This window comes from Thioclava sp. GXIMD2076 (assembly GCF_037949795.1).
Classification (GTDB): domain Bacteria; phylum Pseudomonadota; class Alphaproteobacteria; order Rhodobacterales; family Rhodobacteraceae; genus Thioclava; species Thioclava kandeliae.
This window is the reverse complement of sequence record NZ_CP149933.1, coordinates 507,184-528,857: the sequence shown is the minus strand read 5'-3', so window position 1 is coordinate 528,857 and position 21,674 is coordinate 507,184. Positions and strand designations below refer to the sequence as shown.

20 protein-coding genes and 2 pseudogenes are annotated in these 21,674 nt (G+C 57.5%); 11 read left to right on the top strand and 11 right to left on the bottom strand.

Features of this window, described 5'->3' with window-relative positions; all coding sequences use genetic code 11:
- Positions 1-35: 35 nt before the first annotated feature.
- The 4 genes and pseudogenes from WDB91_RS16280 to WDB91_RS16265 form a co-directional block, all read right to left on the bottom strand.
- Positions 36-1,271, bottom strand: a complete 1,236-nt coding sequence (locus tag WDB91_RS16280) for an ABC transporter substrate-binding protein (protein ID WP_339114681.1) — start codon at positions 1,269-1,271, stop codon at positions 36-38.
- A gap of 43 nt (positions 1,272-1,314) precedes the next feature.
- Positions 1,315-3,006: a glycoside hydrolase family 3 N-terminal domain-containing protein gene (locus WDB91_RS16275; protein WP_339114680.1), complete on the bottom strand. Its 1,692-nt coding sequence runs from the start codon at positions 3,004-3,006 to the stop codon at positions 1,315-1,317.
- A gap of 143 nt (positions 3,007-3,149) precedes the next feature.
- On the bottom strand, positions 3,150-4,091 hold the full coding sequence (locus WDB91_RS16270; RefSeq protein ID WP_339114679.1) for an AraC family transcriptional regulator: 942 nt from the start codon (positions 4,089-4,091) through the stop codon (positions 3,150-3,152).
- Positions 4,092-4,394: 303 nt separating this feature from the next.
- A pseudogene (locus WDB91_RS16265) lies at positions 4,395-5,489 on the bottom strand (integrase core domain-containing protein); the annotation flags it as partial.
- Between the two features lie 264 nt (positions 5,490-5,753).
- Here WDB91_RS16265 and WDB91_RS16260 point away from each other — a divergent pair.
- The 3 genes and pseudogenes from WDB91_RS16260 (at position 5,754) to WDB91_RS16250 (ending at position 8,443) form a co-directional block, all read left to right on the top strand.
- Positions 5,754-6,836 (top strand): amidohydrolase family protein, encoded by a 1,083-nt coding sequence (locus WDB91_RS16260; RefSeq protein WP_339114678.1) that lies wholly within the window; start codon positions 5,754-5,756, stop codon positions 6,834-6,836.
- Positions 6,837-6,904: 68 nt separating this feature from the next.
- Complete coding sequence (locus WDB91_RS16255; RefSeq protein ID WP_339114677.1) at positions 6,905-7,633, top strand: IclR family transcriptional regulator; 729 nt, start codon at positions 6,905-6,907, stop codon at positions 7,631-7,633.
- A 61-nt stretch (positions 7,634-7,694) separates the two neighbouring features.
- A pseudogene (locus WDB91_RS16250) lies at positions 7,695-8,443 on the top strand (IS5 family transposase).
- 30 nt (positions 8,444-8,473) lie between these two features.
- Here WDB91_RS16250 and WDB91_RS16245 read toward each other — a convergent pair.
- The gene (locus WDB91_RS16245; RefSeq protein ID WP_339114676.1) at positions 8,474-8,908 is read right to left on the bottom strand and encodes a DDE-type integrase/transposase/recombinase; all 435 of its coding nucleotides are present in this window, start codon (positions 8,906-8,908) and stop codon (positions 8,474-8,476) included.
- A gap of 38 nt (positions 8,909-8,946) precedes the next feature.
- Positions 8,947-9,435 (bottom strand): hypothetical protein, encoded by a 489-nt coding sequence (locus WDB91_RS16240; protein ID WP_339114675.1) that lies wholly within the window; start codon positions 9,433-9,435, stop codon positions 8,947-8,949.
- A gap of 645 nt (positions 9,436-10,080) precedes the next feature.
- On the opposite strand from WDB91_RS16240, the gene WDB91_RS16235 reads away from it, so the two are divergent.
- On the top strand, positions 10,081-10,713 hold the full coding sequence (locus tag WDB91_RS16235) for a MarR family winged helix-turn-helix transcriptional regulator (protein WP_339114674.1): 633 nt from the start codon (positions 10,081-10,083) through the stop codon (positions 10,711-10,713).
- A gap of 53 nt (positions 10,714-10,766) precedes the next feature.
- Here the strand turns inward: WDB91_RS16235 and WDB91_RS16230 are convergent, their stop codons facing one another.
- The 5 genes from WDB91_RS16230 to WDB91_RS16210 all read right to left on the bottom strand — a co-directional run bounded on the left by WDB91_RS16230 (position 10,767) and on the right by WDB91_RS16210 (position 15,221).
- Positions 10,767-11,474, bottom strand: coding sequence for an ATP-binding cassette domain-containing protein (locus tag WDB91_RS16230; protein ID WP_339114673.1), 708 nt, complete (start codon positions 11,472-11,474; stop codon positions 10,767-10,769).
- Positions 11,471-12,208: an ABC transporter ATP-binding protein gene (locus tag WDB91_RS16225; protein WP_339114672.1), complete on the bottom strand. Its 738-nt coding sequence runs from the start codon at positions 12,206-12,208 to the stop codon at positions 11,471-11,473. The genes WDB91_RS16230 and WDB91_RS16225 overlap by 4 nt, the downstream gene beginning before the upstream one ends.
- A 1-nt stretch (position 12,209) precedes the next feature.
- The gene (locus tag WDB91_RS16220) at positions 12,210-13,046 is read right to left on the bottom strand and encodes a branched-chain amino acid ABC transporter permease (protein WP_339114671.1); all 837 of its coding nucleotides are present in this window, start codon (positions 13,044-13,046) and stop codon (positions 12,210-12,212) included.
- On the bottom strand, positions 13,046-13,939 hold the full coding sequence (locus WDB91_RS16215) for a branched-chain amino acid ABC transporter permease (RefSeq protein WP_339114670.1): 894 nt from the start codon (positions 13,937-13,939) through the stop codon (positions 13,046-13,048). The genes WDB91_RS16220 and WDB91_RS16215 overlap by 1 nt, the downstream gene beginning before the upstream one ends.
- Before the next feature lie 67 nt (positions 13,940-14,006).
- Positions 14,007-15,221 (bottom strand): ABC transporter substrate-binding protein, encoded by a 1,215-nt coding sequence (locus tag WDB91_RS16210; protein ID WP_339114669.1) that lies wholly within the window; start codon positions 15,219-15,221, stop codon positions 14,007-14,009.
- 519 nt (positions 15,222-15,740) lie between these two features.
- On the opposite strand from WDB91_RS16210, the gene WDB91_RS16205 reads away from it, so the two are divergent.
- From WDB91_RS16205 to WDB91_RS16175, 7 genes are all read left to right on the top strand, one after another.
- Positions 15,741-16,244 (top strand): flavin reductase family protein, encoded by a 504-nt coding sequence (locus tag WDB91_RS16205; RefSeq protein WP_339114668.1) that lies wholly within the window; start codon positions 15,741-15,743, stop codon positions 16,242-16,244.
- A 43-nt stretch (positions 16,245-16,287) separates the two neighbouring features.
- Complete coding sequence (locus tag WDB91_RS16200; protein ID WP_339114667.1) at positions 16,288-17,745, top strand: 4-hydroxyphenylacetate 3-hydroxylase N-terminal domain-containing protein; 1,458 nt, start codon at positions 16,288-16,290, stop codon at positions 17,743-17,745.
- 78 nt (positions 17,746-17,823) lie between these two features.
- Positions 17,824-18,222 (top strand): cupin, encoded by a 399-nt coding sequence (locus tag WDB91_RS16195; RefSeq protein WP_339114666.1) that lies wholly within the window; start codon positions 17,824-17,826, stop codon positions 18,220-18,222.
- On the top strand, positions 18,219-19,601 hold the full coding sequence (locus WDB91_RS16190) for an amidase (RefSeq protein ID WP_339114665.1): 1,383 nt from the start codon (positions 18,219-18,221) through the stop codon (positions 19,599-19,601). The genes WDB91_RS16195 and WDB91_RS16190 overlap by 4 nt, the downstream gene beginning before the upstream one ends.
- A 1-nt stretch (position 19,602) precedes the next feature.
- Entirely contained in the window at positions 19,603-20,280 is a 678-nt protein-coding gene (locus tag WDB91_RS16185; protein ID WP_339114664.1) for a DUF2848 domain-containing protein, read from the top strand.
- A 20-nt stretch (positions 20,281-20,300) separates the two neighbouring features.
- Positions 20,301-20,714, top strand: coding sequence for a hypothetical protein (locus tag WDB91_RS16180; RefSeq protein ID WP_339115118.1), 414 nt, complete (start codon positions 20,301-20,303; stop codon positions 20,712-20,714).
- On the top strand, positions 20,620-21,666 hold the full coding sequence (locus WDB91_RS16175) for an AraC family transcriptional regulator ligand-binding domain-containing protein (RefSeq protein WP_339114663.1): 1,047 nt from the start codon (positions 20,620-20,622) through the stop codon (positions 21,664-21,666). Before WDB91_RS16180 ends, WDB91_RS16175 begins: the two co-directional genes overlap by 95 nt.
- Positions 21,667-21,674: the final 8 nt, after the last annotated feature.

Sequence of the window (21,674 nt, the reverse complement as noted above, 5' to 3'; positions counted from 1 at the left end):
CGCCGCGCGGCCAGACAGCCGCGCGGCGCCCACCCTCACTGGAAGTCGGCGAAGACGTCTTGCAGCTCGGCTGCGAGATCCTCGGCGCTGGCACCGGTGTCGACCCAGAAATTGTCGAGGACATCGCCGATGCTACCTGCCACATCGCCCGAGAGCATCGCGGGATAGGCCGGCACGCTGCCGGCGGTTTTGGCCTGCGCAAGCGCCTTGGTCGAGCACATGTCAAGATCGGGCATCTGCGCATCCGTGCGCATGGGCAGGGCGCCTTTCGTGGTGGCGAAGGCCACCTGCGTGTCAACCGAGGTGACGGTCTTTGCCAGCAACGCCTGCGCCTCGGTGGGTGTCTTGCTGTCATTCATCGCAGGGAAGATCATCGCATCGCCATTCAGCGAGACGGGGGTATCATTCACGCCGATGCTGCACAGGATATCTTTGCCCGGCACCACGCCTGCCGCATCCAGTTCGCCCTTGACCCAGCTCCCCATGAAGAGGAAGGCCGCATCGCCCTTCATGACAAGCTGCGTCGAGAGGTTCCATTCGCGCCCCGCAGCCCCCTGATCGGAATAGTCGCGCAGACGGGCGAAAATCTCTGTGGCTTCGGTGAAGCTCGGGTTGTCGAACACCTGCGGATCGACTTTGTGGAACTGCATATAGGCTTCGGTATCGAGAGAGGCGAGAACAAAGCCGAAGAGGTTGAGATCCCAGTACCATTTACCCGGATGGGCATAGGGGATGATACCCTTTTCCTTCAGCTTGTCGCCATCGGCAAAGAATTCGTCCCATGTCTTGGGAGGCTCGGTCTCGCCAATGGCGGCCAGTGCCTTGGGCGAGGTCCACAGGAAGTTGTTCACCGCCATGCCGACGGGAGCGCCGTAAATATGGCCGTCAACGGTGACAGCCCCCATCAGCGCTTCAGGCACAACATCTTTCCAGCCCAGATCTTTCGCCAGATCATCGAGATTGGCGAAATAGCCGGCGCGCGCCATATCCTGATATTCAAGCACGGATGTTGCGACCATCGCAGTGGGTGGGTTGCCGGCTTGCACGCGCGTGGTAAAGGCTGCACGGGCGGCATCGGTGCCCGCCACCGCGCTATCGATCCAGTGGCCGCCCGCTTTGTCATAGGCATCGGCAAGCACCCGCGCCGAGGCGGCCTCGCTGGAGGAGGTCCAGAAATGGATGACTTCGGCATCTTGTGCATGGGCGGCAGCCGTGAGGCAGGTCAGCGCGGCACCGGCAAGCAGGCCAGCCCTGAGCGGGGAGTTCAGCATGGTCTTCTCCTGTTGGGTTTGTTTTATGGGGTCGGGCGGCGCGTCAGTACCGCGCCTGACCCTGTCCGCAGAACGCATCGACGGGCGAGCTTGCGACGAACGGCGTTTTGCCGGTCAGCGCGTCGACCACAGCCTGCTGCATCTCGGGCAGGGTGGAATAGGCGTTTACGTAGGTCGGCACACGCGGCGCATCATAGAGGAAATAGGGATGCCCGAAGCCCACCATGACCGTCGGGATATCGTGCCAGGGCCGTTCGGTGGTCCGGAAGAAGTCGCCCATCATACGGAACCAGTCGATATAGATATGGCTCTTCATATTCAGCGATTCATCGGCCATCAGATAGAGCACAAGATCGGTTTTGGCCGGATCATAGGTCGGGCCCTCGAATGTGTCCTTGTCATAGACCTGCACCTCGAAACCTTCGGCGCGCAGCATATCGGCGACGTCCAGAGGTTTGTTCTCCCAGCCCATCAGCGCGTTGCGGATGCCGGTCTCGATAATCAGGACGCGCTTATGCGTCTGCGGCGAGACCGGAAGCGTCTTGTTGACATCCTTCACCAGCGTGGGGGCACGGCGGAAGGCTTCCTCGGCAAGCGCTGCATCCTCGGGCTGGCGCAGGCGGGCGCGGGCCGTTTCGGCAGTAACCGGACGATGCGTGCCATCGAGAAGCCCGACCACGGTCTTGAGCGCCAGAACCCGCGCGACGGCCTCGTTCAACCGGCTTTCGGGCAGCGAGCCGCTTTCAACCGAGCCGCGCACCTGTGCCATATCCGCCTCGGGGTCGAGCGAGAACAGGATCACATCACAGCCCGCGCGCAGCACTTCGGTGGGCATTTCGCGATGCGAGATCCATGCGCTCATCCCGCCCATTTCGGTCGCATCCGATACGACGATGCCGTTAAAGCCCATTTCCTCGCGCAGAAGCCGCGTGGTCAGTGCCGGATTGATCGAGGCGGGACGATAGGCGTCAATGCCGCAATCGGGATCAATGGACTGCATATAGGCAGGAAAGCCGATATGGGCCGACATGATCGACAGCACGCCCGCATCGAAGGCCGCGCGATAGAGATGCCCGAAACTCGCCTGCCATTCCTCGATGCTCAGCGGGTTCTGGGTGGTGACCAGATGCTGGTCGCGGTCATCATAGCCTTCACCGGGCCAGTGTTTGACGGTAGCGGCGATGCCGTTGCTCTGGAGCCCCTCGATATGAGCCAGCGCGTGGCGCTCGATCCGCGAGACATCGCTGCCATAGGAGCGCGATCCCACGATAGAACTGCGGAAGGCCGCATTGATGTCGATCACCGGCGTGAACGACCATGTGACGCCCATCGTGCGGCCCTCCCGGGCCATCAGCGCCGAGCAGGATCCGGTCAGTGCCGGATCGTCGACGGCAGCAAACGCCATCTGGTTGGGCACCTTGGTGCCAAAGGCAAAGCTCAGATGGCTGCCCTCCATATCGGCGCTGACCAGGGGTGGAATGGGCAGGCTGTCGAAGATGCGCTGCATCTGGGTCGTTTCGCGGTCCAGATCGTCACTGAAAAACCGCGTCACCCCGCCAGGTTTCATCTTCAGCACCAGCTCCAAGTCTTCCGGTTTGTCGCCCAGCAGGATCAGGAAGAAGACCTGTGCCACGCGGTCGGCAAGCGGCATGGTGTCGATGCGGGAGCGGATATCGGCGACCTGCGCATCGGTCAGATTGAACGGCGCGGCCTTGAGGCTTTCGTAGATGGTCATGGGGCTATCGGTTCTCGTGGTTTGTGAAGGCGTCGCCTGTCGGACACAGGCGTCATGATCACGAGCCTAGGAGGAACCTTGTCACGGGGTCTCGGACCAGATGGCCAGAGCATAGGACGAGAGGGACAAAGGTCCGGTGCTGTCTATTGCTGATCGAGAAGCGTCTTGGGCGGGAAGCCATAGACCTTCTTGAACGCCCGCCCGAAATACGAACTGTCGTTGAAGCCGTAGGTGAACGCGGCTTCGCTGACATTGTCGACGCGTCCTTCCGCCAGCGCCGCATAGGCCACGGCAAGGCGTTGCGATTGCAGCCATGCCATAGGTGTTGTGCCCATATCTGCAAACATGCGCGTGAGCGTACGGGTAGAGATACCCTGTGCCTGTGCAATATCGGCCAGCCCCAGTTCTGGGTCTTCGAGATTGTCACGCATATAGCGCTGAACGCGCAACATCAGCTTGCGGCCGCGCGAACTGAGATCCTGCCCTTCGCAGGTGCCCGCACTGATTGCCGCTGCGATCAGATCCAGCACTGAACTCGAGAACCGCTGGATTTGTCCTTCGGCATCGTCATGTGCGGCCAAGGCGATCCCTTCGTGGATGAGCGCTGTGACGATGCGGTTATAGGGGCTATTGGCCTTGAGAATACGCCCGTTCATGTCATCGGCCCGTTCCAGCCGCCCCAGTGCGAGCGAGCGCGGGATCCGCAGGGCCATACTCCGATAGGGCGTCTCGGTATGGTGCTGATAGGGATAGGCCGAGCTGTAAAGATAGATGTCGCCGGTATTGGCCCAGACCTCGCGGCCGGATTGTCTGAGAAAGGTCCGACCGGCAAGCATGATGATCGCGTGGTAATCATCTCTGGATGAGAGAGAAATATCTGCAGGGCGCCGGTTATAGGTGATTGGACTGGAGCGGACATCACTGATCACCATCGGTCCGAACTGGGCCAGATGGAGTTGCGCCTGAAAACTTTGCCTGTCAGCTGCAGTCCCGACACAGGGCGCATAGATCTTATGAACCACGTCCTCCCAGAAAGAGAGCTGTTCGGCGGCCGCGACCTGCGTGGTGTCATAAAGCGGGGACATGTACTTCACTCGTTCAGGGAATGGCCCGAGACTGGAGAGCGGACGCTTATTTGTTAAGCGTCTATCTTCGGTTTCGGCGAGTAATGGCAGACATATGGCGTTAGGGCGCTGATAGAATAGACAGAACGCCGCGTTTTGCGCGAAAGACGGGCGGCCCCTGTTCGAAGACAGCCAAATAGTATGTGCTTAGCTCGGTGCGATTGTATGCGACGTCCCTGCCAAACCTACGCAAAAGCGGCTGACCTGACCCCAGCTGTGCCTACCAACTCTGGACCACCCGAAGCTGGAGTTTCGGACCTTTGATCATGATGGCGGGCGGCTGGGTTCGTCGAGACAGTATAGCGCGCTCGGGATTGTGTATCCGATGGCGCGATGTGGTCTGTCCTCGCTGTAGCGTCTACGCCAAGCCTCCAGCTTTTCGCCGGTGTCTTCAAGGCTCAAGACCCCATATGCGTTCTGGCATTCGGGCCTGAATGTGTTGTTGAAGGCGAGGCGGGATCAGCAAACAGGCCGGGAGACTTTACTGGCCCCGACGCAAGATGAAGCCGTTATCCGTTGGCTTTCCCGGTCGTAAGAAGTGCGGCGCGACGTTATTGCATCGGCCCATAGATCGAGGCCTCGGCAAAAGAGGTCACGGCCCTTATCGACTCTTATCGTTTTCGGATGGCCCGTTTTTGCGCAGACCTTTACCAATATCTGGATGACATCGTCGCCGCTGTAGCTGAAGCGGGCCTCAAAAACGCGGTAGGCGCGCGAGTGTGTGCGCCCACCGTAATACTGCGCGACTTCTGCCCTAGAGCGCTTGCGCGATTTTTCTGGAGCTCCGCCTATCCGGTGTCTTGTTCCGCAACTGCATGCCCATAGCCTTGTAAACATTGAAGGGTCTTTTAACCCTGTGATGCCAAGCTTCGCGATCAAGGAGGAAATGCAAGCGCCGATACCCCGACCGGACACGCGTTTCGTAACTCTCATTGCTGCGCGCCTTTGGCGCTGCCGGATCGGTGCGGCGGAACGGAGATTGTCGCTTGATCAGTCCAAACGCGGGGCTCCGCACGCCTTGCGGATCAAGAGCGCGCAATCTGTGCACATCCCGCGAACGAGTGTACGCGACCGCTCCGGTGCTTGCGAACTTTCGCCGGATGACTTCCGTTCGCGGGTATACTCGAACCGGTGGCCTTCCCCGCGTCCCCTCTCGCAGCCCAGCGTCGGGCTTGTAAGGATCTTGAGACGCGCATTCTCGTCTTCAAGCAACTTCAGCCGCTGCATTTCGTCAGGCAGCAAACCACCGAACTTTTTCTTCCGATTGAAATATACCGACTGACTGATGCCGATCTTCCGGCATATCACGGCGACAGGCATTCCCTCTTCACCTTGCCCAGCTAGAGAAGACTGCCAGGAAACTCCAGCTTTACATGGTCAGGTTTTCAGCAGGTAGATCAACTCTCCGGTGGTGCGCGCTATTGTGATGTCGCCTGATCTGCTCGTCTGAATGGACAACGTCTACTCCGTGCCCCCAGAACCATCCCACCGCTACCGCAATGGAGTTTGTGACCGCCGTTCTCATCAACTCTCATCGACGTGATAAATGGTTAATAGCCAAATTTTCCTGTGTCCTTTAATTGGACATCATATCCATTATTCGGTCATTACGTGGAGATTCTTATGTTACGCAATCAGTTCGATCGCCGTACGGTCCTTGCCGCGGGAGCCTTAAGTGCCCTCGCACCTGCTGCAGCCAAGGCGCAATCAGCAAAAACTGAAGGCCAGGCGGCGACCAAAAAAGCTGTGCCGAAGATCGCGCTCGAAGAACATATTATCTTCCCTGATTTTGTGGAATATCTAGCTGAAACAAAACAGAATATTCGTTCTGACCTGTTCGATAAGGTGGTCCCTATTCTAGAGGATTTTGGCGACAGGCGCCTTGAGGCAATGGATCGGAACGGCATTGCTTACTCGGTGTTGTCTATCTCGGGGCCAGGGGTGCAGATCGAACCCGATCACGCCAAAGCAGCAAAACTTGCGAAATCGGCAAACGATCGGCTGGCCGCGCAGGTCCAGAAACAGCCAAAACGTTATGGCGGTTTTGCCCATCTGGCATTGCAGGATCCGGCAGGTGCGGCGGATGAACTGGAACGTTGTATGACAGATCTCGGCTTTCAGGGCGCGCTGATCAATGGAGAAACCAATGGCGAATATCTCGACCATCGCCGTTTCGATGTGTTCTGGGAGCGCGCCGCGGCGCTGAAGGCGCCAATTTATATCCATCCAGGAAATCCCGCAGGCAAGTCGGCTGCCTATGCCGGGCATCCCGAGCTTTGGGGGCCGACCTGGAGTTGGGCGGCCGAGACCTGTACCCATGCGCTTCGACTGGTCTTCAGCGGTGTCTTTGACCGCTTTCCCGATGCGCGGGTTATTCTTGGGCATATGGGTGAGACGCTTCCCATGCAACCGTGGCGTCTAGATAGCCGCTACCCGATCTCCAACACAGCTTTCGAGATTGAAAAGAAGCCCTCCGAGTATCTACGCAATAACCTTTGGCTGACGACGTCTGGCGTGTGCGACGACGTGGCGCTGCGCTGTGCGCTTGATAATATCGGCGGAGATCGCGTGTTGTTCTCGGTAGACTATCCCTTCGAGAAACCCGAAATCGCGGCCAAGTGGATCGATAATGCCGAGATCAGCGAGGACGAGCGCTTCGCTGTTTCGCAGGGCAATGCGGCCAAGCTGATGAATATCTCGCTTTAAGCCCAATGGGATTGATTGGCCCTTTCTTCTTGCCGTGATAACTCTCACGACAAGAAGGAGGGCTGGAAATGACCCAGGCCAGTGAGAGCAAGGCGATTGGCGTAATCGCACGGGCCGCGACGATCTTTCGCGTGCTCGAGAGGGCCCCGCGCGGGATGAGCATCTCGGAACTTGCGCGCGAGGCAGCTCTGCCGCGCTCTACCGTACATCGTCTTATCACCGATTTGGTTCAAGAACACCTGCTGCTCCTTGCTAACGGACGGGTCTGTCTGGGCCCTGCGCTCCCGCGCCTTGCCGCAGCCAACCAGCATGATGTCCAGAGCCTTTCGCGCCCCGAATTGGAAAGGCTTGCCGAATGCTGTGGAGAAACAGTCAATCTTTCGGTTTTGCGGGCGGATCAGGCGCTGCTGGTAGATCAGGTCGCCTCGCGCCAGCCGTTAAGGGTAGTCTCGCCGGTCGGCGAGGTCCTGCCGCTGACCGTTACTGCGCAGGGTCATGCGTTTCTAGCTGCGCTACCGGAGGCCGATCTCCGAGCGCGGCTCGGGCTGGAGATTACACAGGCCGGCGATTACCTGGCACTTTGCAAGGAGCTTGACGTGATCCGTCGCGACGGGATCGCTTTTGAGGCGCAGCGATATCTCGCTGGTGTCTGTGCGTTCGCACTTACGCTTGATCTCCCCGTGAGCGAACGCTACGCGCTGTCGGTCGTCCTTCCACTCGCGCGGCTGGACGGACGCGAGGATATGATCCGCGATGCCCTAAGGCAGGCGGCAGACGCGATCAGGGCACGGTTCTAGGCTCAGGACCTATTAACTTTTGAAGTCGAATCTGGATCTGAACGATCTGGAGTTTGAGGTGATGAATAACTTGTTCTGGCTGACCGAGGCGCAGATGAAGCGCATTGGCCCCTATTTTCCGAAAAGCCGTGGGCGGCCTCGCGTCGATGATCTGCGTGTGTTGAGCGAGTTGTCTTCATTAATCGCAATGGGTTGAGGTGGCGTGACGCGCCCCAAGGAATTTGGTCCGCCCAAAACGCTCTACAATCGTTGGAGCCGAATGGGTGTCTTCGCTCGGATCATGGAAGGCCTGACCTCCGAAAATTCCGACACTCGAACCGTGATGATCGATGCGACATATCTGAAAGCGCATTGCACGGCATCCAGGCTGCGGGTCAAAAAGGGGGGCGTCGACGCCTGATCGGCCGCACGAAGGTCGGGATGAACACGAAGCTCCACGCCGTCACCGACATGAATGGCCGCCCGATCCGACTGTTCATAACAGCAGGTCAGCTCAGCGACTTCACCGGTGCGCAGGCGTTGCTCGACAGCCTGCCACAGGTGAAATGGATGCTGGGCGATCGGGGATGTGATGCAGATCGGCTCAGAGAAGCGTTGAAAGACAAGGGAATGAAAGTGTGAATCCCAGGTCGGAAGTCCCGCAGGGTGGCGGTGAAATATGACAAAAGGCGCTACAAACGGCGCAACCGTATCGAAATCATGTTCGACAGCCTCAAAGACTGGCGGCGCGTCGTCACGCGATAAGACCGCTGCCCGGAAACCTTCCTCTCAGCGATGATGCTCGCCGCTACCGTTCTGTTCTGGCTGTGAAAGGGAATGAGTCTGGAGCCTAAGATGGACTCATTTGTATTTCACAGAGCGCCAAAGCCGTTTGATCATCCGGTTGTCGATCCAGCGGCCCCGACAATTCATAGAGATTTTCACCCCGGCCTCGGTCAGCGTGTCGGCCCATTCACAGCCGGTGAACTGGCTGCCCCGATCGCTATTCATGATCTCAGGCGGGCCATATTTGGTCAAAGCCGCTTTCAAAGTCTCAACATAGAAGTCTGCCTCCATGCTCTTAGAAAGCCGCAAAGCCAAACCTTTGCGATTGAACCAGTCCATGATGGTGACGAGATACAGAAAGCCCCGATGCATCGGGATGTAGCTGATGTCGACACACCAGACCTGGCTGGGTCGAGTTACCGCCAGTCCTTTCAGTAGATAGGGCGTGACCTTATGCTGGGGACGTTTCTTGCTGGTGTTGGGCGTCTGATAAATCGGAACCAGCCGCATCTTGCGCCTTAGACGGTGTACCCTGTGGCAGCCGCATTTTAGCCCCTGATGCTGGATGTATCCGCCATCTGCCGCAAACCATACCACGGCGCTTCCAAGAACTGCTTGTCGATGAGGTCCATAAATCTCAGGCTCTCGGCACTTTCTCCAACAGGACGGTAATACAGCCCCGCTGCAGCAGTGCGGATTGCCGTCGCGGCCTCAACTGATGATCCGCGCTCTCCATTTTTAGCTTGCGCCCCGAGCAACTGGTGCGAGGCGCTCGATGGAAAAAACCACTCCACGACCAACTGTCCGATCCTCGAATGCAGTTTCTCAATCTCGGCCTCGGAGGCGCGAGCCCTATCGGTTTGATCGGGCTCGAAAGCCTGCGCCATGTTGGTAACCGCCGGACATTTCCACCCGCTGATCATGTTCGGATGAACGCCGTATTTCTTCGGCAATTCCGCCAGCGTCATCTCCTCGCGGATCGCTTCCAATGCGACCTTCGCCTTCAAATCAGCTGAGTGGTTCTTTCTCTTTGCCATGGTAGATCGCCTTTTTCATTCGGCGACCCAGCTTAAGCTCTGGCCCGAATGTCCAAGACCGCTTCTCGGGAAACTGTCCGATTTTCGGGGGGCAGCTCATATCTCAGGGCGGAGCGTCAGGTCCTCCACAAGCTTATCGAGCCGTATGTTCTTTTTCTCCAGCGCCTTCAGTTGACACATCTTGTTCGGAAACGGGTCGCGGTAATTTCTTCTAGTTGAAATAGGACGCTTGGCTGCCTCCCGCCTTTCGGAAGATCTCAGAAACCGGGGTGCTTTGCCTGTCCTTCTTCAGGATGGCCGCCTTCTGCGCCTCCGTGAACTTCGAGGCTTTCAAGCGTTTCCGCTCCTCTCCCGGCCAGAACAGAATAGCCAAAGCCTCCAGATTTAAACAATCCGGTTTTCAGGGGGCAGAGCAATACCCGAAGAATAAAACTGCAAGATCTGGGCTGCAGTGACAGACAGCTTCATTTTGAACCCGATCCACCAACTGATGGGACTGTACACCTTTCCTAATTCCCATAGCGCCAAACTCGCAAATTATTTATCACCGCTAGCATCAATCGCGGTGCCAACCTGCCCGCAGAAGGTGTTCGTACCTGCAAGTCTCTGTTATGCTGGTGCTTCAATTTGGAAAGATCGCGTTAGATGCCTTCAGAAAAGCCTACAGTCAAACCTATTGCAGGGCATAATTTTACGCCCGTGGCTGTAGATTTATATGATCGGACAGACCGTCCTCTGACAGTGTCGCGGCCTGAGCTGCTAATAAACGGATCAGATGCAGAGTTCCGCAAACTTATCCATGCTTTTTTCGGGTTTTTGTCTCGCCACGAGAAGGTGCGCGCAAATTTCGGGGCGAATATTGGACTGGGGGGGGTGGAATATAGCGTTCTCGTTGCGATCAGCCACATGACCGCCGACGATGGCTTCGTTATTGTCAGTCAGTTGGCCGAGCATCTCCATCTCTCAAGTGCGTTTGTCACTACTGTGACAAAGCGCCTAGAAAAAATGGGCTTGGTCGAGAAAACCGTCGATCCTGAGGATCGCCGAAAAATCCAGCTGACGATCACCGAGACTGCATATGGACTGCTGTGCACGTTGGCACCAATCCAGCAAAAGGTGAACGATGTGGAATTCGGGACGCTTCGCCGGGGCGATCTGAGCTTTATGGTTAATATGATGGAGAGCCTCATCGAGGGGGCTGAGCGAGCGCTGAAGCTGCAAGATTATTTGCGCAGTAACCCGGACCACATCCAGCCCGAGCCGAGCAAAGACGCCTGAGATGCGGCGATGGGGGTTCGGACCAGTTTTGGTCCGAACCAGTGATATGCCTGTCAGCCGATGGCCAACATTGTATTGAGAATGAGGCCACCTTCCGCCAGCTCGTTTGCGGCACCGCTTGCAACCACTTCGCCCATCGAGAGAAGATAGGCACGGTCGGCAATTGCGAGCGAATGCTTGGATTTCTGTTCCGCTACAAGCACACTCAACCCCTGAGCGCGGAATCCTGCAATGAACGAGAAGATTTCGGCCGTCATCAACGGAGCCAAGCCTAGAGATGGCTCGTCCAGAAGCAGAAGTTTTGGTCGTGCAAGCAGGGCCCGTACGATCGCAAGAATCTGCTGTTCCCCCCCGGACAGGTAGCCTGCCAGGCCGTTCCGGCGCTTGCCGAGGATCGGAAAACGCTCGAAGGCGCTAATGATTTCGCGGTTTACTGCCGCGTGGTCGCGGCGCAGATAGGCGCCCATCCGAAGATTTTCCTCGACTGTCATTCTTGCCAGAATGCCCCGTCCTTCCGGCACGAGTGACAGACCTGCCGCCAAATTGGCCTCGGCGCGCATTGGTGCCAATACCGATCCGCGATATCGGATTTCGCCACGATAGGGTAGCAAGCCGGCAATTGCTTTCATGGTCGTGCTTTTGCCTGCACCGTTTGCGCCGATCATTGCAACGATCTCTCCCTCGTCGAGAGTCAGATCGACTGTACGCACCCCGGGAATGGCGCCGTAATTCACCGCCAATGCATTCAGTTCGAGTATCAAGCCTCTTCTCCTAGGTAAGCGGCGATCACAGTAGGATCAGCCTGGATCTGCGCTGGTGTACCGCTGGCAATGCGGGTGCCGAAATTCATGACATGGATCTTGTCGCATAATCGCATCATGAAGCGCATGTCATGTTCGATAATGAGGATTGAGAGCCCATCCATACGCAGTCTTAGCAGGGTCTGACGTAGATCTTCGGCCTCGTCATGGTTCATCCCGGCAACGGGTTCGTCAAGCAGGAGGAGTTTCGGGGCCATAGCACAGGCCCGCGCCATCTCTATCTTGCGTTGCACGCCGTAAGGCAAGGAGGTGGCGACACGGTCGCGATATTGGGCAATACCGAACAACTCCATCATCTCGTCGGCACGCGCCTGCACTTTGCCGTCGGGCAGAAATCTGCGTGCCAGCCCTAGTTTCGGGGCCTGCGCCAGCAGAATATGCTCGCGTACGCTCAATGATGGGAAGAGCCTGATATTCTGGAAAGTGCGCGAGATCCCTGTCCGCGCGATCCGCCAGGAAGCACGGCCCAGTTGGTTCTCGCCCGACAGTCTTACGGCTCCGCTGTCGGGGCGATAGGCGCCAGTGATGACGTTGAAGATCGTGGTCTTACCAGCGCCATTGGGGCCGATGATGCCGGTAATTTCCCCCGCGCGACAATCGAACGAGACCTCATTGAGCGCGCGGATCCCGCCAAAGCTCTGGGTTACGTTCTCAAAAGTAAGGATATGGGTCATATCACGATTTCCTCCGTAAACGCGCCAGACCGAAGAAATTCCGGTCGACAAGCCCCTGACGGCGCACGAGCAGGACGCCGATCAGCAGCGCTCCGAAGATTGCCTGACGCCAGTCTGTGAAATCGCGCAAAACTTCGGGTAATAGGATCAGCACTGCAGCGCCCAAAAGCGAACCCAGCGCAAGGCTTGAACCACCCAGAATAACAGCCAGCACAAACGAGACCGAATGGTCGAACCCGAAGTTTGCCGGTTCGATATAGAGGTTTTGATGCGCGAACAGCGCTCCGGATACCGCTGCAAGACCCGAGCCAAACGCAAAGCTTGCGAGTTTGATGCCGGTGGTATTGAGGCCCATAAGCCCTGCCGCGAGTTCGTCATCCTTGATTGACTTCACCTCGAACCAGAGGCGTGTGCGTTCAAGTGCCAGCACCAGTGCCAGACAGCCTAGCGTCCAAGCAAGGATGTAGCCCAAAGACACATGTTCCATCCCCGCGTAGCCGCCGGAGCCACCTGTCGGTTCAAAGTTCAGGAAAAAGCTGCGGACCATCTCGCCAAAAGCCAGTGTGGCCATCGCAAGGTAAATGCCGCGAAGCCGCAGCGCCGGAAAGCCGATGAGCAGTCCAAACCCCATGGCGACCACCACTGAAATTAGGATGGCTGGCGTGAGGGCAAACCCCGCGCTCACCGTGAGCCAGGAGGAAAGATAGGCGCCGATTGCCATGAAACCCGCGTTGCCCAGTGATAACTGGCCGGTTGCAAGGATGACATAGACCGAAAGCGCGCCCAAAAGCAGGATGGAGCCATCGGCCAAGAGGCCGGATTGATAGGCTGACAACATTATACGCGTCCTCCGGAAGTCTTGGCCGAGCCTCCGAGCAATCCTTGCGGGCGGACCAGCAAGATGACGATCATCAGGCCATATACAATAAAATCACGCAATTCCGCGCCCAGGTAAGCAACGGTAAGAACCTCGAGCACACCGATGATCGGTCCTGCCAAGAGCGCCCCCCAGATATTGGTCGCCCCGCCGACCACCATGACAGCGATTGCCTTTACCCCGACATCCGCCCCGATATAGGGCGTGATAGCGGAGTATTGCACGCCCACAAGCACGCCCGCCGCGCCTGCTAGGGCTCCGGATAGCGCGAAGGTGATCAGGATCAACCGTCCCGGATAGATACCCAAAAGGCGTGAGATTTCGCGGCTTTCGGCAACGGCACGCAGCGCCCGTCCCACAGCACTCCGCTGGATCAGGAGGCCAATGACCACACAGAAAAGAACAGTGACTACGATGACGATGATCTGCACCAGGCTGATAGAGACCAGTCCGATTGAGAAACGTGTGGCAAGGAGACCATCAAGCGACAGTTGTAGCGGGTCCGAGCCCCATAGGTTGGTCGCAAGGTTTTGTAAGATCATCGAGAAGCCGAGCGTGCTTAACATCGGCGTGACATGACCGGCATTACGCAGAGGTTCGTAACCGATACGTGCGACAATCGCCCCGATGATAGCCGTACCCGCCATCGCGGCCACAAGCGCAAGCCAGAGGGGGAAACCAGACAATAGCAGTGCAAAGCCCAGGTAGGCTCCGAACATGAAAATTTCGGCAATGGCGAGGTTGAGGATGCCGAGCACCCCCATCACCAGCGAGAAAGCGAGAGCGATCAGCGTATACACCGCGCCCAAAGTTAGGCCATTCAAGACCTGCTGGATAAAGATACTGACATACATCGAGGCGACGCGAACCCTGGTGAGAGAAAGAAGATCGTCCCAACCCTGAGGTTGGGACGCAGAGTGCTTACTGGCTGCAGGCGCCTTCAGCGGAGCACGCCGTGTCTTTGGCTGTCCATGCGCCATCTTTGGCTTCAACGATGAAGAAGGACTTCACAGCATCACCATCCTCGCCAAAGGAGATTTTGCCGCCCAGGCCGGAGAAATCGTGCTCGGAAGCCATATAGTCGCGTATCTTCTCGCGGTCGGACGCTAGATCCTCAGGCTTGCCGGTGATTTTTGCCGATTTTGCCGCTTCGACAAAAAGCGACATGATTTCATAGATATTGGCATCGAATTGTGAAGGTTCGATTGTGTCGGGGAGGTTCTTCTGCGCACGCAGAAGGGGGGTAAGTTTGGCGGTGAAATCCTGCACTGCGGGCGTATCGAGGCCGGCGAAGAAGGTTGTCGGAGCTACTACCGGAATTTCGGGATCGGCCGCGAGGATTGCACTCGAGATTAGCTGGGTCGAGCCTAGAACAGGCAGTTTGACACCTTGACGACGCATCTCGCGCAGCACGGTGATCGCCTGACTGTAATCTGCGGAGAGGATTACGGCATCGGGGGCCATTGCACGGATCTTGGTGACTTGCGCAGAGACATCAAGATCGCCGGTATTGAAGGTAATAGGGCTTGCGCCGTCCACGACGTCGATGTCATTTGCCTCTAGCACCTTGGGAAAGATCGAGGAGCCGACAGCGGTCGCGGTGGCATCCTTGGCGTCATAGATGATGGCAACCTTCTTCACACCATAGGTTTCGACAAACCACGGCAGAGTAACATTCGCGAGCTTGGCCTCATCGACCGTATTTCGGAAGGCCCAGGGACGGTTCGAAGCTGCTAGTCCTGGTTTCGAGCTGTTTTGCGAGACCGCGACGATCCCGAGCTGGTTTGCGAGCGGAAAGGCGACCTCGGCAGCCGAGGAGGTCGCGGGGCCAGCAATCGCCAGAACCTTGTCGTCATCCGTTAGTTTGCGGATCATCGATGCAGCCTGACCGGGCTTTGCACCATCGTCATAGATCGAGATCTCGAGCTTCTCGCCATTGATACCGCCGGCGTCATTGACCTCCTTCTCGAGCATCTTGAGCGCCACCGTATTCGCGCGGCCCCATTCAGCGAACGGGCCCGAGGCGGGTACGACTGCGCCAAAACGGATCGTGTCAGCATAGGCCGCGCTAGATGCCAGCGTGATGGCGAGTGCAGCTGCTCCGGATCGCGCGAGCATCATCTTATTGAATTCCATGTCTCACTCCACTGTTGTTGCAGACCCGAGAGCCCGCGCATTCTTATTTTTCAGGGCAGGGATTCTGCCGCTTAGTCAATCACGCTTCGATACAGAAAAACTTTCAAATAAAAACTTCCTAACAAAGCTATTTATATTGATGCGCTCATGTATGCATCATCGGCGCCCAGCTTGGGCATGTTGAGTGAGCAAAATATAGACATTACAAGAATCTATGTTTTTCACCTGTAGTTCTATTGAAAATAAGCTATTGAATTTAGTGATATTAATAAACGATTATTGATTCGGACATTCGCGGATCCAAGAACATTGTATGACTTTAAAATATGCAATATTAGAGATCTCTTAAGGGATCTTCGACGCGTTTAGGTGCCGGACGCCAAATTTCTAGGCAAATATATTTTGGAAATACCTTTGTAAGTTAATTAAATTGACAGATGATCCTTGGTGACTGAACCTTAAGAACAGTTGCGGCCCGACAGGATTGTGGGGCCAGCCGTTTGATAAGGGACCTCCGTTATGGGCCATTACCGCCAGACCTTTACGCCTGATCCTGCCGATACCCGCAGCCTGCGCAACGCGCTCGGACGCTTTCCCACCGGCGTCGTTATCGTCACGGCGACTGTTGCCGGGGAACGTATCGGCATGACGATGAGCTCGTTCAACGCGCTCTCGCTTGATCCTGCGCTGATCTTATTCTCTATCGGGCGCCATGCACATTCGCTGCCACTCTTCGAGAAGGCCGAAAGCTATGCGATCCATGTGCTCTCGCAGGATCAGACCGATCTGTCGAACCGCTTCGCGCGAGCAGGTGCGGATAAATTCGCCGGGGTCGAGACGACTCCCGGTCTGAATGGCGCGCCCCATATCACTGGCGCCCAGGCCATTTTCGACTGCGTTCCCAACGCCATCCATGACGCGGGCGACCATCGCCTCTTCGTGGCGCAGGTCAGCGAGATCCATCTCGCTGAACCGAGTTACCCGCTTATTTTCTCCCAAGGAGGCTATGTCGAGCTGCGCTGAAGCGCTGGCTCGCCGCCTCTCCCCTGCCTGAAGGATCCCCCCGATGATCAAGAACGGTGCCCAGCACACCAAATCGCTTCGCGACGGACGCGAAATCTATATCTACGGCCAGCGTGTCGAGGACGTGACCACAGCTCCCGCTTTCCGCCACTCGGTGGCATCCATGGGCAAACTCTACGATTTTCAGGCGGCGCCGGAAAATCAGGCCCTGATGACTTTCGAGACCGGTAATGGCGCCCGCGCCAATCGCATCTGGCAGCTTCCCAAGAGCTATGCCGAGCTAGTCGAGCGCCGTCACGCGCTGGAAGCTTGGACCGAGCTGCATGGCGGCTTCATGGGCCGCGCGCCCGATCACGTCGCCTCTTGCATCGCGGGCATGTATATGGGGCTCGAGGTCTTTGAGGAATATGACCAAACGCGCGCTTCGGCTCTGGCGGATTACTACCATTATGCGCGCGATAACGAGCTTTATCTGACCTATGTCATCATCAATCCGCAGGCCGATCGTTCGAAGGCCGCCAATGAGCAGAAAGATCCGTTCTTCGCGTGTGGTGTGGTTGATCAGGACTCTTCAGGGCTCACCGTGCGTGGAGGCAAGATGCTGGCCACGGGGGGCGTGCTGGCCAACGAGGTTTTCGTAACATGTATTCAACCGATGCGTGAAGGCGAGGAGCCCTACGCCATCTCCTTCGCGATCCCGATGAATACTCCCGGCCTCAAAATCCTGTCGCGGAAATCCTATGAAGCGCAAAGCCCCGAGATCTTTGATAATCCGCTTGGCGCGCAGTTCGACGAGAATGACGCGGTGCTTTATTTCGATGATGTGAAAGTTCCGTGGGAGCGCGTCTTCATCAATCAGAATACCTCAATGTGCGCGCGACAGTTCCATGCGACCCCCGCCCATGTCTATCAAAACTATCAGGCGCAGATCCGGCTTATGGTGAAGATGCGTTTCCTTATGGGGATTGCGCGCAAGACAGCCGAGACCAATGGAACATTGGCTATTCCCGCCGTGCGCGAGACGCTGGGCCAACTGGCTGCGCAAGCGGCAATGGTTGAAGCGTTTGTCTATGGTATGGAAGCCAAGGGCAAGATGCGCGGGGCATACTACATCCCCGATACGCATCTGCTTTACTCGGCGCAAGTCTTGACCCAGCAACTCTATGCCCAAGTCATTACTACCATGCGTGATTTGGCAGGCGGTGGGCTGATTATGCTGCCCTCCTCGGTCGCCGATTTCGCAAATCCCGAAGTGGCGCGTCTGATCGAGAAGACGCAGGCCAGCCCTGTCACCGACGCGAAGGGCCGCGTGAAGTTCTTCAAGCTTGCATGGGATGCGCTTGGGTCGGAATTCGGCTCACGCCACCAGCAATACGAAATGTTCTATGCAGGTGCGACCTTCGTCACAAAGGGGCATTCCTTCCGGCACTTTGATTGGGACCGCTCCACCGGGCTCGTCGATGCCATGATGGCAGGTTACGAGCTGCCGGCTGTGTCCTGAATGTAATCCGAGCTTTGGTGTTTGATCGGCATCACTTGGCTCAAGTCGAAAACCTCTTATCTAACCACAGGAAAAAAAATGAAAATCGCAAAGTCGCATGAAGAGTTCTATCCGATTGATATGGGCACCGAGGGCTGGGAAGTGCCGCCGGGATATCCGCAGGGCATCGAGCAGAAAATCCTCTCGGGTTTCCTTGACGAAGAAAAGAAGGAGGGCTTCCGAACCCGCCTTCTGCGTTTTGCACCGGGGATCTATACGACCAAACCTTTCGTGCATGATTACTGGGAAGAGGTCTATCTCGTCTCGGGCGATCTGACCGTCGGAAATGATGAGAATGGCGAAGGGGGCGAGGCATTTGGCCAGCACACCTATGCCTGCCGCCCCAAGGGCGCCTATCACGGGCCTTTCAAATCCGAAAAGGGCTGCGTTCTGATGGAACTGCATTACTACGTTGCCGAGGATGAAGTGGTCGCATGAGTTTGACCATTGCTGAAGTAACCGCGGCGCTGGAAAGCGGCGCGGTTACCGCCCAGGGCCTGCTCGAGCGTGTTGAGGCAGCGCTCGACGCTGCGGGCCCCGAGGCGGCGCGCATCTATACCGCGCTCGATCTGGAAGGTGCCCGCAGGGCGGCTTGCGCCTCTGACGCCCGCCGTGCGGAAGCCGCGACTTTGGGGCCGCTTGACGGAGTGCCGATCTCGGTCAAGTGCCTTTTCGATATGAGAGGCTTTGTCACGCATTCGGGCTCGAAAGTATTGGCAAATGCCGCACCTGCTGCAGCCGATGCTGACGTTATCAAGCGGTTGCGCGCCGCAGGGGCCGTGATTGTCGGCCATACAAATATGACCGAATTTGCTTATTCCGGTCTTGGTCTCAATCCCCATTTCGGCACCCCGCGCAATCCGGCGGTAGCGCCGGACTTGCCCGCGCGCATCCCTGGTGGATCATCGTCGGGGGCTGCGGCATCGGTTGGTGCGGGGCTTGCGGTGATCGGTCTCGGCACCGATACCGGCGGATCGTGTCGTATCCCGGCAGCTTTCTGCGGGCTGACAGGGTTCAAACCTACTGCAAGGCGCATACCGCAGGAGGGCTGCTATCCACTGTCACATACGCTTGATTCCATCGGCTCGATCGCCGCAGATGTGGCTGGCGTGGCGCTTGCGGATGCGGTGTTGGTCAACGAGCCCGACCTCGGCCTCTCAGTGCCCGAGAGCATCGTCGGCCTTCGCTTTGGCGTCCTGCGGAATTATGTCGTCGACGGGCTCGAGCCCGAAGTTTCGCAAGCGTGGACTGATGCACTCGAGCGTTTGAGGCAGGCCGGAGCCGAGCTGGTAGATCTCGAGTTGCCTCCCATCGAAGCGATTCCGGCGCTCAATGCAGGAGGCGGGATCACCGGCGCGGAAGCCTTTGCCGTGCATCGCGAACGACTTGTTGAAGCAGAAGCGGATTATGACCCTCGCGTTGCGGTCCGTATCCGCAAGGCCGAAACGATGACGGCTGAGGACTATGCCGCCGTTTTAGCTGCCCGCGCGGCGATGATCGCCGAATGTGATGCGCTGACCGAGGGGCTTGATGCGGTGCTTCTGCCCACGGTGCCAATGCTTGCGCCCGAGCTTGCGCCGCTTGAGACGGACGAGGCGCTTTATGGTCAGACGAACCTGCGCGCTCTGCGAAATCCAACGGTCACGAATTTCCTCGACCGCTGTGCATTGTCCCTTCCGTTGCCGCAGCCCGATGGCGCGTTGCCGGTAGGGCTGACCCTCATGGGCGAAACCATGGATGACCGCCGCCTGCTTGGCATCGGCACAACCGTCGAGGCGGTGCTGCGTCATCTCGCGCCCGCATTTTCAGGAGAATGACATGAAATTCGAGATCATATCCCGCACCGGATCGCAGGAGATCGTCTTCGACCCGCGCCAGCTCGTCATTGCTGGCTGGGCCGGACGCGACAAGGCGGCAATGGAGCACCATATCGTCGAGCTGGAAGCGCTCGGCATCGCGCGCCCCAAGACCACGCCGACCTTCTACCGCGTGGCTGCCGAACGCCTGACGCAGGCCGACATGATCGAAGAACTTGGCGACAAGTCCTCCGGTGAGGTCGAGCCGCTTCTGCTGCGCCATAATGGTGCGCTCTATGTTGGGCTCGGTTCTGATCATACTGACCGCGAAGTCGAAGCTTACGGGATCTCCGTGTCCAAGCAGCTCTGTGCCAAGCCGGTTTCGACAACGCTCTGGCCCATGGACGAAGTCAAAGACCATTGGGACAGTCTAGTTCTTCGCAGCTGGATCGAGACCGAGACCGGTCGCGTGCTTTATCAGGAAGGCTCGGTTGCCTCGCTGCTAATGCCGCTCGAGACGATGGCCCGCTACGAGGCCGAGGGACATTTCGAGGACGGCACCGCCATGCTCTGTGGCACCATGCCCGCCATCGGTGGCATACAGTACTCCACATATTTCAGTGCAGAACTCGAAGATCCTGTCCTCGGGCGCACCATTACGCTGGGCTATAAAATAGCAAGTCTGCCGATCCTTGGCTAACCCACATTCAAGAGCGCGGCTTGTTCTGCGGCGCTCTTCTTGCTCTATGGCTCTACCAGTTCGGTAAGATCGATGCTCCTGTGAAAACAGGTCTCGAATGGTCCTCATGCACCATTCGAGACCCGAAGTCGCGCACCGGCTTCATGTTCCTCGCGGCAAACATTTCCAGTGCCTACTTTACTGGCGCCCGCAACCAGATCCGAACGATTTCTGGGCAGTTCATTCTGATGCTCTCATTACTCGGGTTCGCCGGAGACATATTTCTCGTCTGCTGCGATATTATAGGCCAGAGCCAAGGAAGGAAGACGTTGGCGCCAGAGCCATGGCAGGGTATCGGATATGCAGCAGCACAGCTCGCTGACAAGAAGTCTCGACAGCTCGATCCGGATCGGATGCCTGATTGGGTGCGCGGACATCGTCAGCCGGAACGGTAGCTCTTTCGAGGCAGTTGTCCGCAAGGCGGGGCTGAGCCCTGAATCGCTATCCACGCCCGATCGCATGATCCCATTAAGCCTGTATACGCGTGTGCTGGATGTGGCGGCCGCCGAATGTCCGACAGGTAATTTCGGGATCTGTTTCGGTGACGTTTTCGATATTCGTAATCTTGGCGCAATCGGCTATCAGATGTTGCATGCCGGAAGCTGGGGCGAGGCACTGGAAACCTTTTGCAGCAACTTTTCGGTTGTTCAGGACCATTCGCATATGCAGCTGAAGCGTAGCGGCGGTTTGGCCTGCCTGAGCTACGAGCTGAGCGCGTTGCACTCGGATCTTCGTGCGCAGGATGCGGAGTTTTCAATTGCGCTTTTATGTCGTGCGCTAACGCGTCTGTCACCGGCATTCGTCCCCTCGCGCATAGATTTCCAGCATGTATTTCGCGCTTCTGCCCGTGGCACCTGTCTTGAAGAGGTTGAAATCCGTAGCCGCCAGCCGATGACCGCGCTTTATTTCGACGCGGCATGGCTGGAACGGCCCGCGCCGCAGGCCGATCGATATATGCATCGGCTGATCCTGGAGGATTTGGAGCGAGAGCTTCTGACGCGCAGCAACCGGACGGGGCTGATTGGCGCACTCCATGACGCGATGCAGTCCCGCAGTGACGGTCGGGGTCTCGCGACCTGTAGCGCGGGTGAAATCGCAGCGGAACTCGGGCTCAGCGAACGCACGATGCACCGTCGGCTTGAGGCTTATGACACAAGCTTCCGAGATCTGCGCGCCGCTGTCTGCATGGAAATCGCCTGTGAGTATCTCCTCGGAAGCTCCATGTCTGTATCCCAGATCGGCTATCGTCTGGGCTATAGCGAGAGCAGCGCTTTCTCGCGGGCGTTCAAGGCAGAAACCGGCCTGTCGCCCAGTAATTTCCGTTTGAGGGGTCGCCTGATCTCGTGAGCATGGGC

Excerpts from the sequence above, each read along its gene's own strand:
- WDB91_RS16225 (WP_339114672.1), bottom strand. The coding sequence starts at position 12,208 with ATGACCCATATCCTTACTTTTGAGAACGTAACCCAGAGCTTTGGCGGG.
- WDB91_RS16210 (WP_339114669.1), bottom strand. The coding sequence starts at position 15,221 with ATGGAATTCAATAAGATGATGCTCGCGCGATCCGGAGCAGCTGCACTC.
- WDB91_RS16235 (WP_339114674.1), top strand. The coding sequence starts at position 10,081 with ATGCCTTCAGAAAAGCCTACAGTCAAACCTATTGCAGGGCATAATTTT.
- WDB91_RS16270 (WP_339114679.1), bottom strand. The coding sequence starts at position 4,091 with ATGTCCCCGCTTTATGACACCACGCAGGTCGCGGCCGCCGAACAGCTC.
- WDB91_RS16220 (WP_339114671.1), bottom strand. The coding sequence starts at position 13,046 with ATGTTGTCAGCCTATCAATCCGGCCTCTTGGCCGATGGCTCCATCCTG.
- WDB91_RS16185 (WP_339114664.1), top strand. The coding sequence starts at position 19,603 with ATGAAATTCGAGATCATATCCCGCACCGGATCGCAGGAGATCGTCTTC.
- WDB91_RS16275 (WP_339114680.1), bottom strand. The coding sequence starts at position 3,006 with ATGACCATCTACGAAAGCCTCAAGGCCGCGCCGTTCAATCTGACCGAT.
- WDB91_RS16260 (WP_339114678.1), top strand. The coding sequence starts at position 5,754 with ATGTTACGCAATCAGTTCGATCGCCGTACGGTCCTTGCCGCGGGAGCC.
- WDB91_RS16195 (WP_339114666.1), top strand. The coding sequence starts at position 17,824 with ATGAAAATCGCAAAGTCGCATGAAGAGTTCTATCCGATTGATATGGGC.
- WDB91_RS16240 (WP_339114675.1), bottom strand. The coding sequence starts at position 9,435 with ATGGCAAAGAGAAAGAACCACTCAGCTGATTTGAAGGCGAAGGTCGCA.
- WDB91_RS16205 (WP_339114668.1), top strand. The coding sequence starts at position 15,741 with ATGGGCCATTACCGCCAGACCTTTACGCCTGATCCTGCCGATACCCGC.
- WDB91_RS16200 (WP_339114667.1), top strand. The coding sequence starts at position 16,288 with ATGATCAAGAACGGTGCCCAGCACACCAAATCGCTTCGCGACGGACGC.
- WDB91_RS16190 (WP_339114665.1), top strand. The coding sequence starts at position 18,219 with ATGAGTTTGACCATTGCTGAAGTAACCGCGGCGCTGGAAAGCGGCGCG.
- WDB91_RS16175 (WP_339114663.1), top strand. The coding sequence starts at position 20,620 with ATGCAGCAGCACAGCTCGCTGACAAGAAGTCTCGACAGCTCGATCCGG.
- WDB91_RS16280 (WP_339114681.1), bottom strand. The coding sequence starts at position 1,271 with ATGCTGAACTCCCCGCTCAGGGCTGGCCTGCTTGCCGGTGCCGCGCTG.
- WDB91_RS16245 (WP_339114676.1), bottom strand. The coding sequence starts at position 8,908 with ATGCGGCTGGTTCCGATTTATCAGACGCCCAACACCAGCAAGAAACGT.
- WDB91_RS16255 (WP_339114677.1), top strand. The coding sequence starts at position 6,905 with ATGACCCAGGCCAGTGAGAGCAAGGCGATTGGCGTAATCGCACGGGCC.
- WDB91_RS16215 (WP_339114670.1), bottom strand. The coding sequence starts at position 13,939 with ATGTATGTCAGTATCTTTATCCAGCAGGTCTTGAATGGCCTAACTTTG.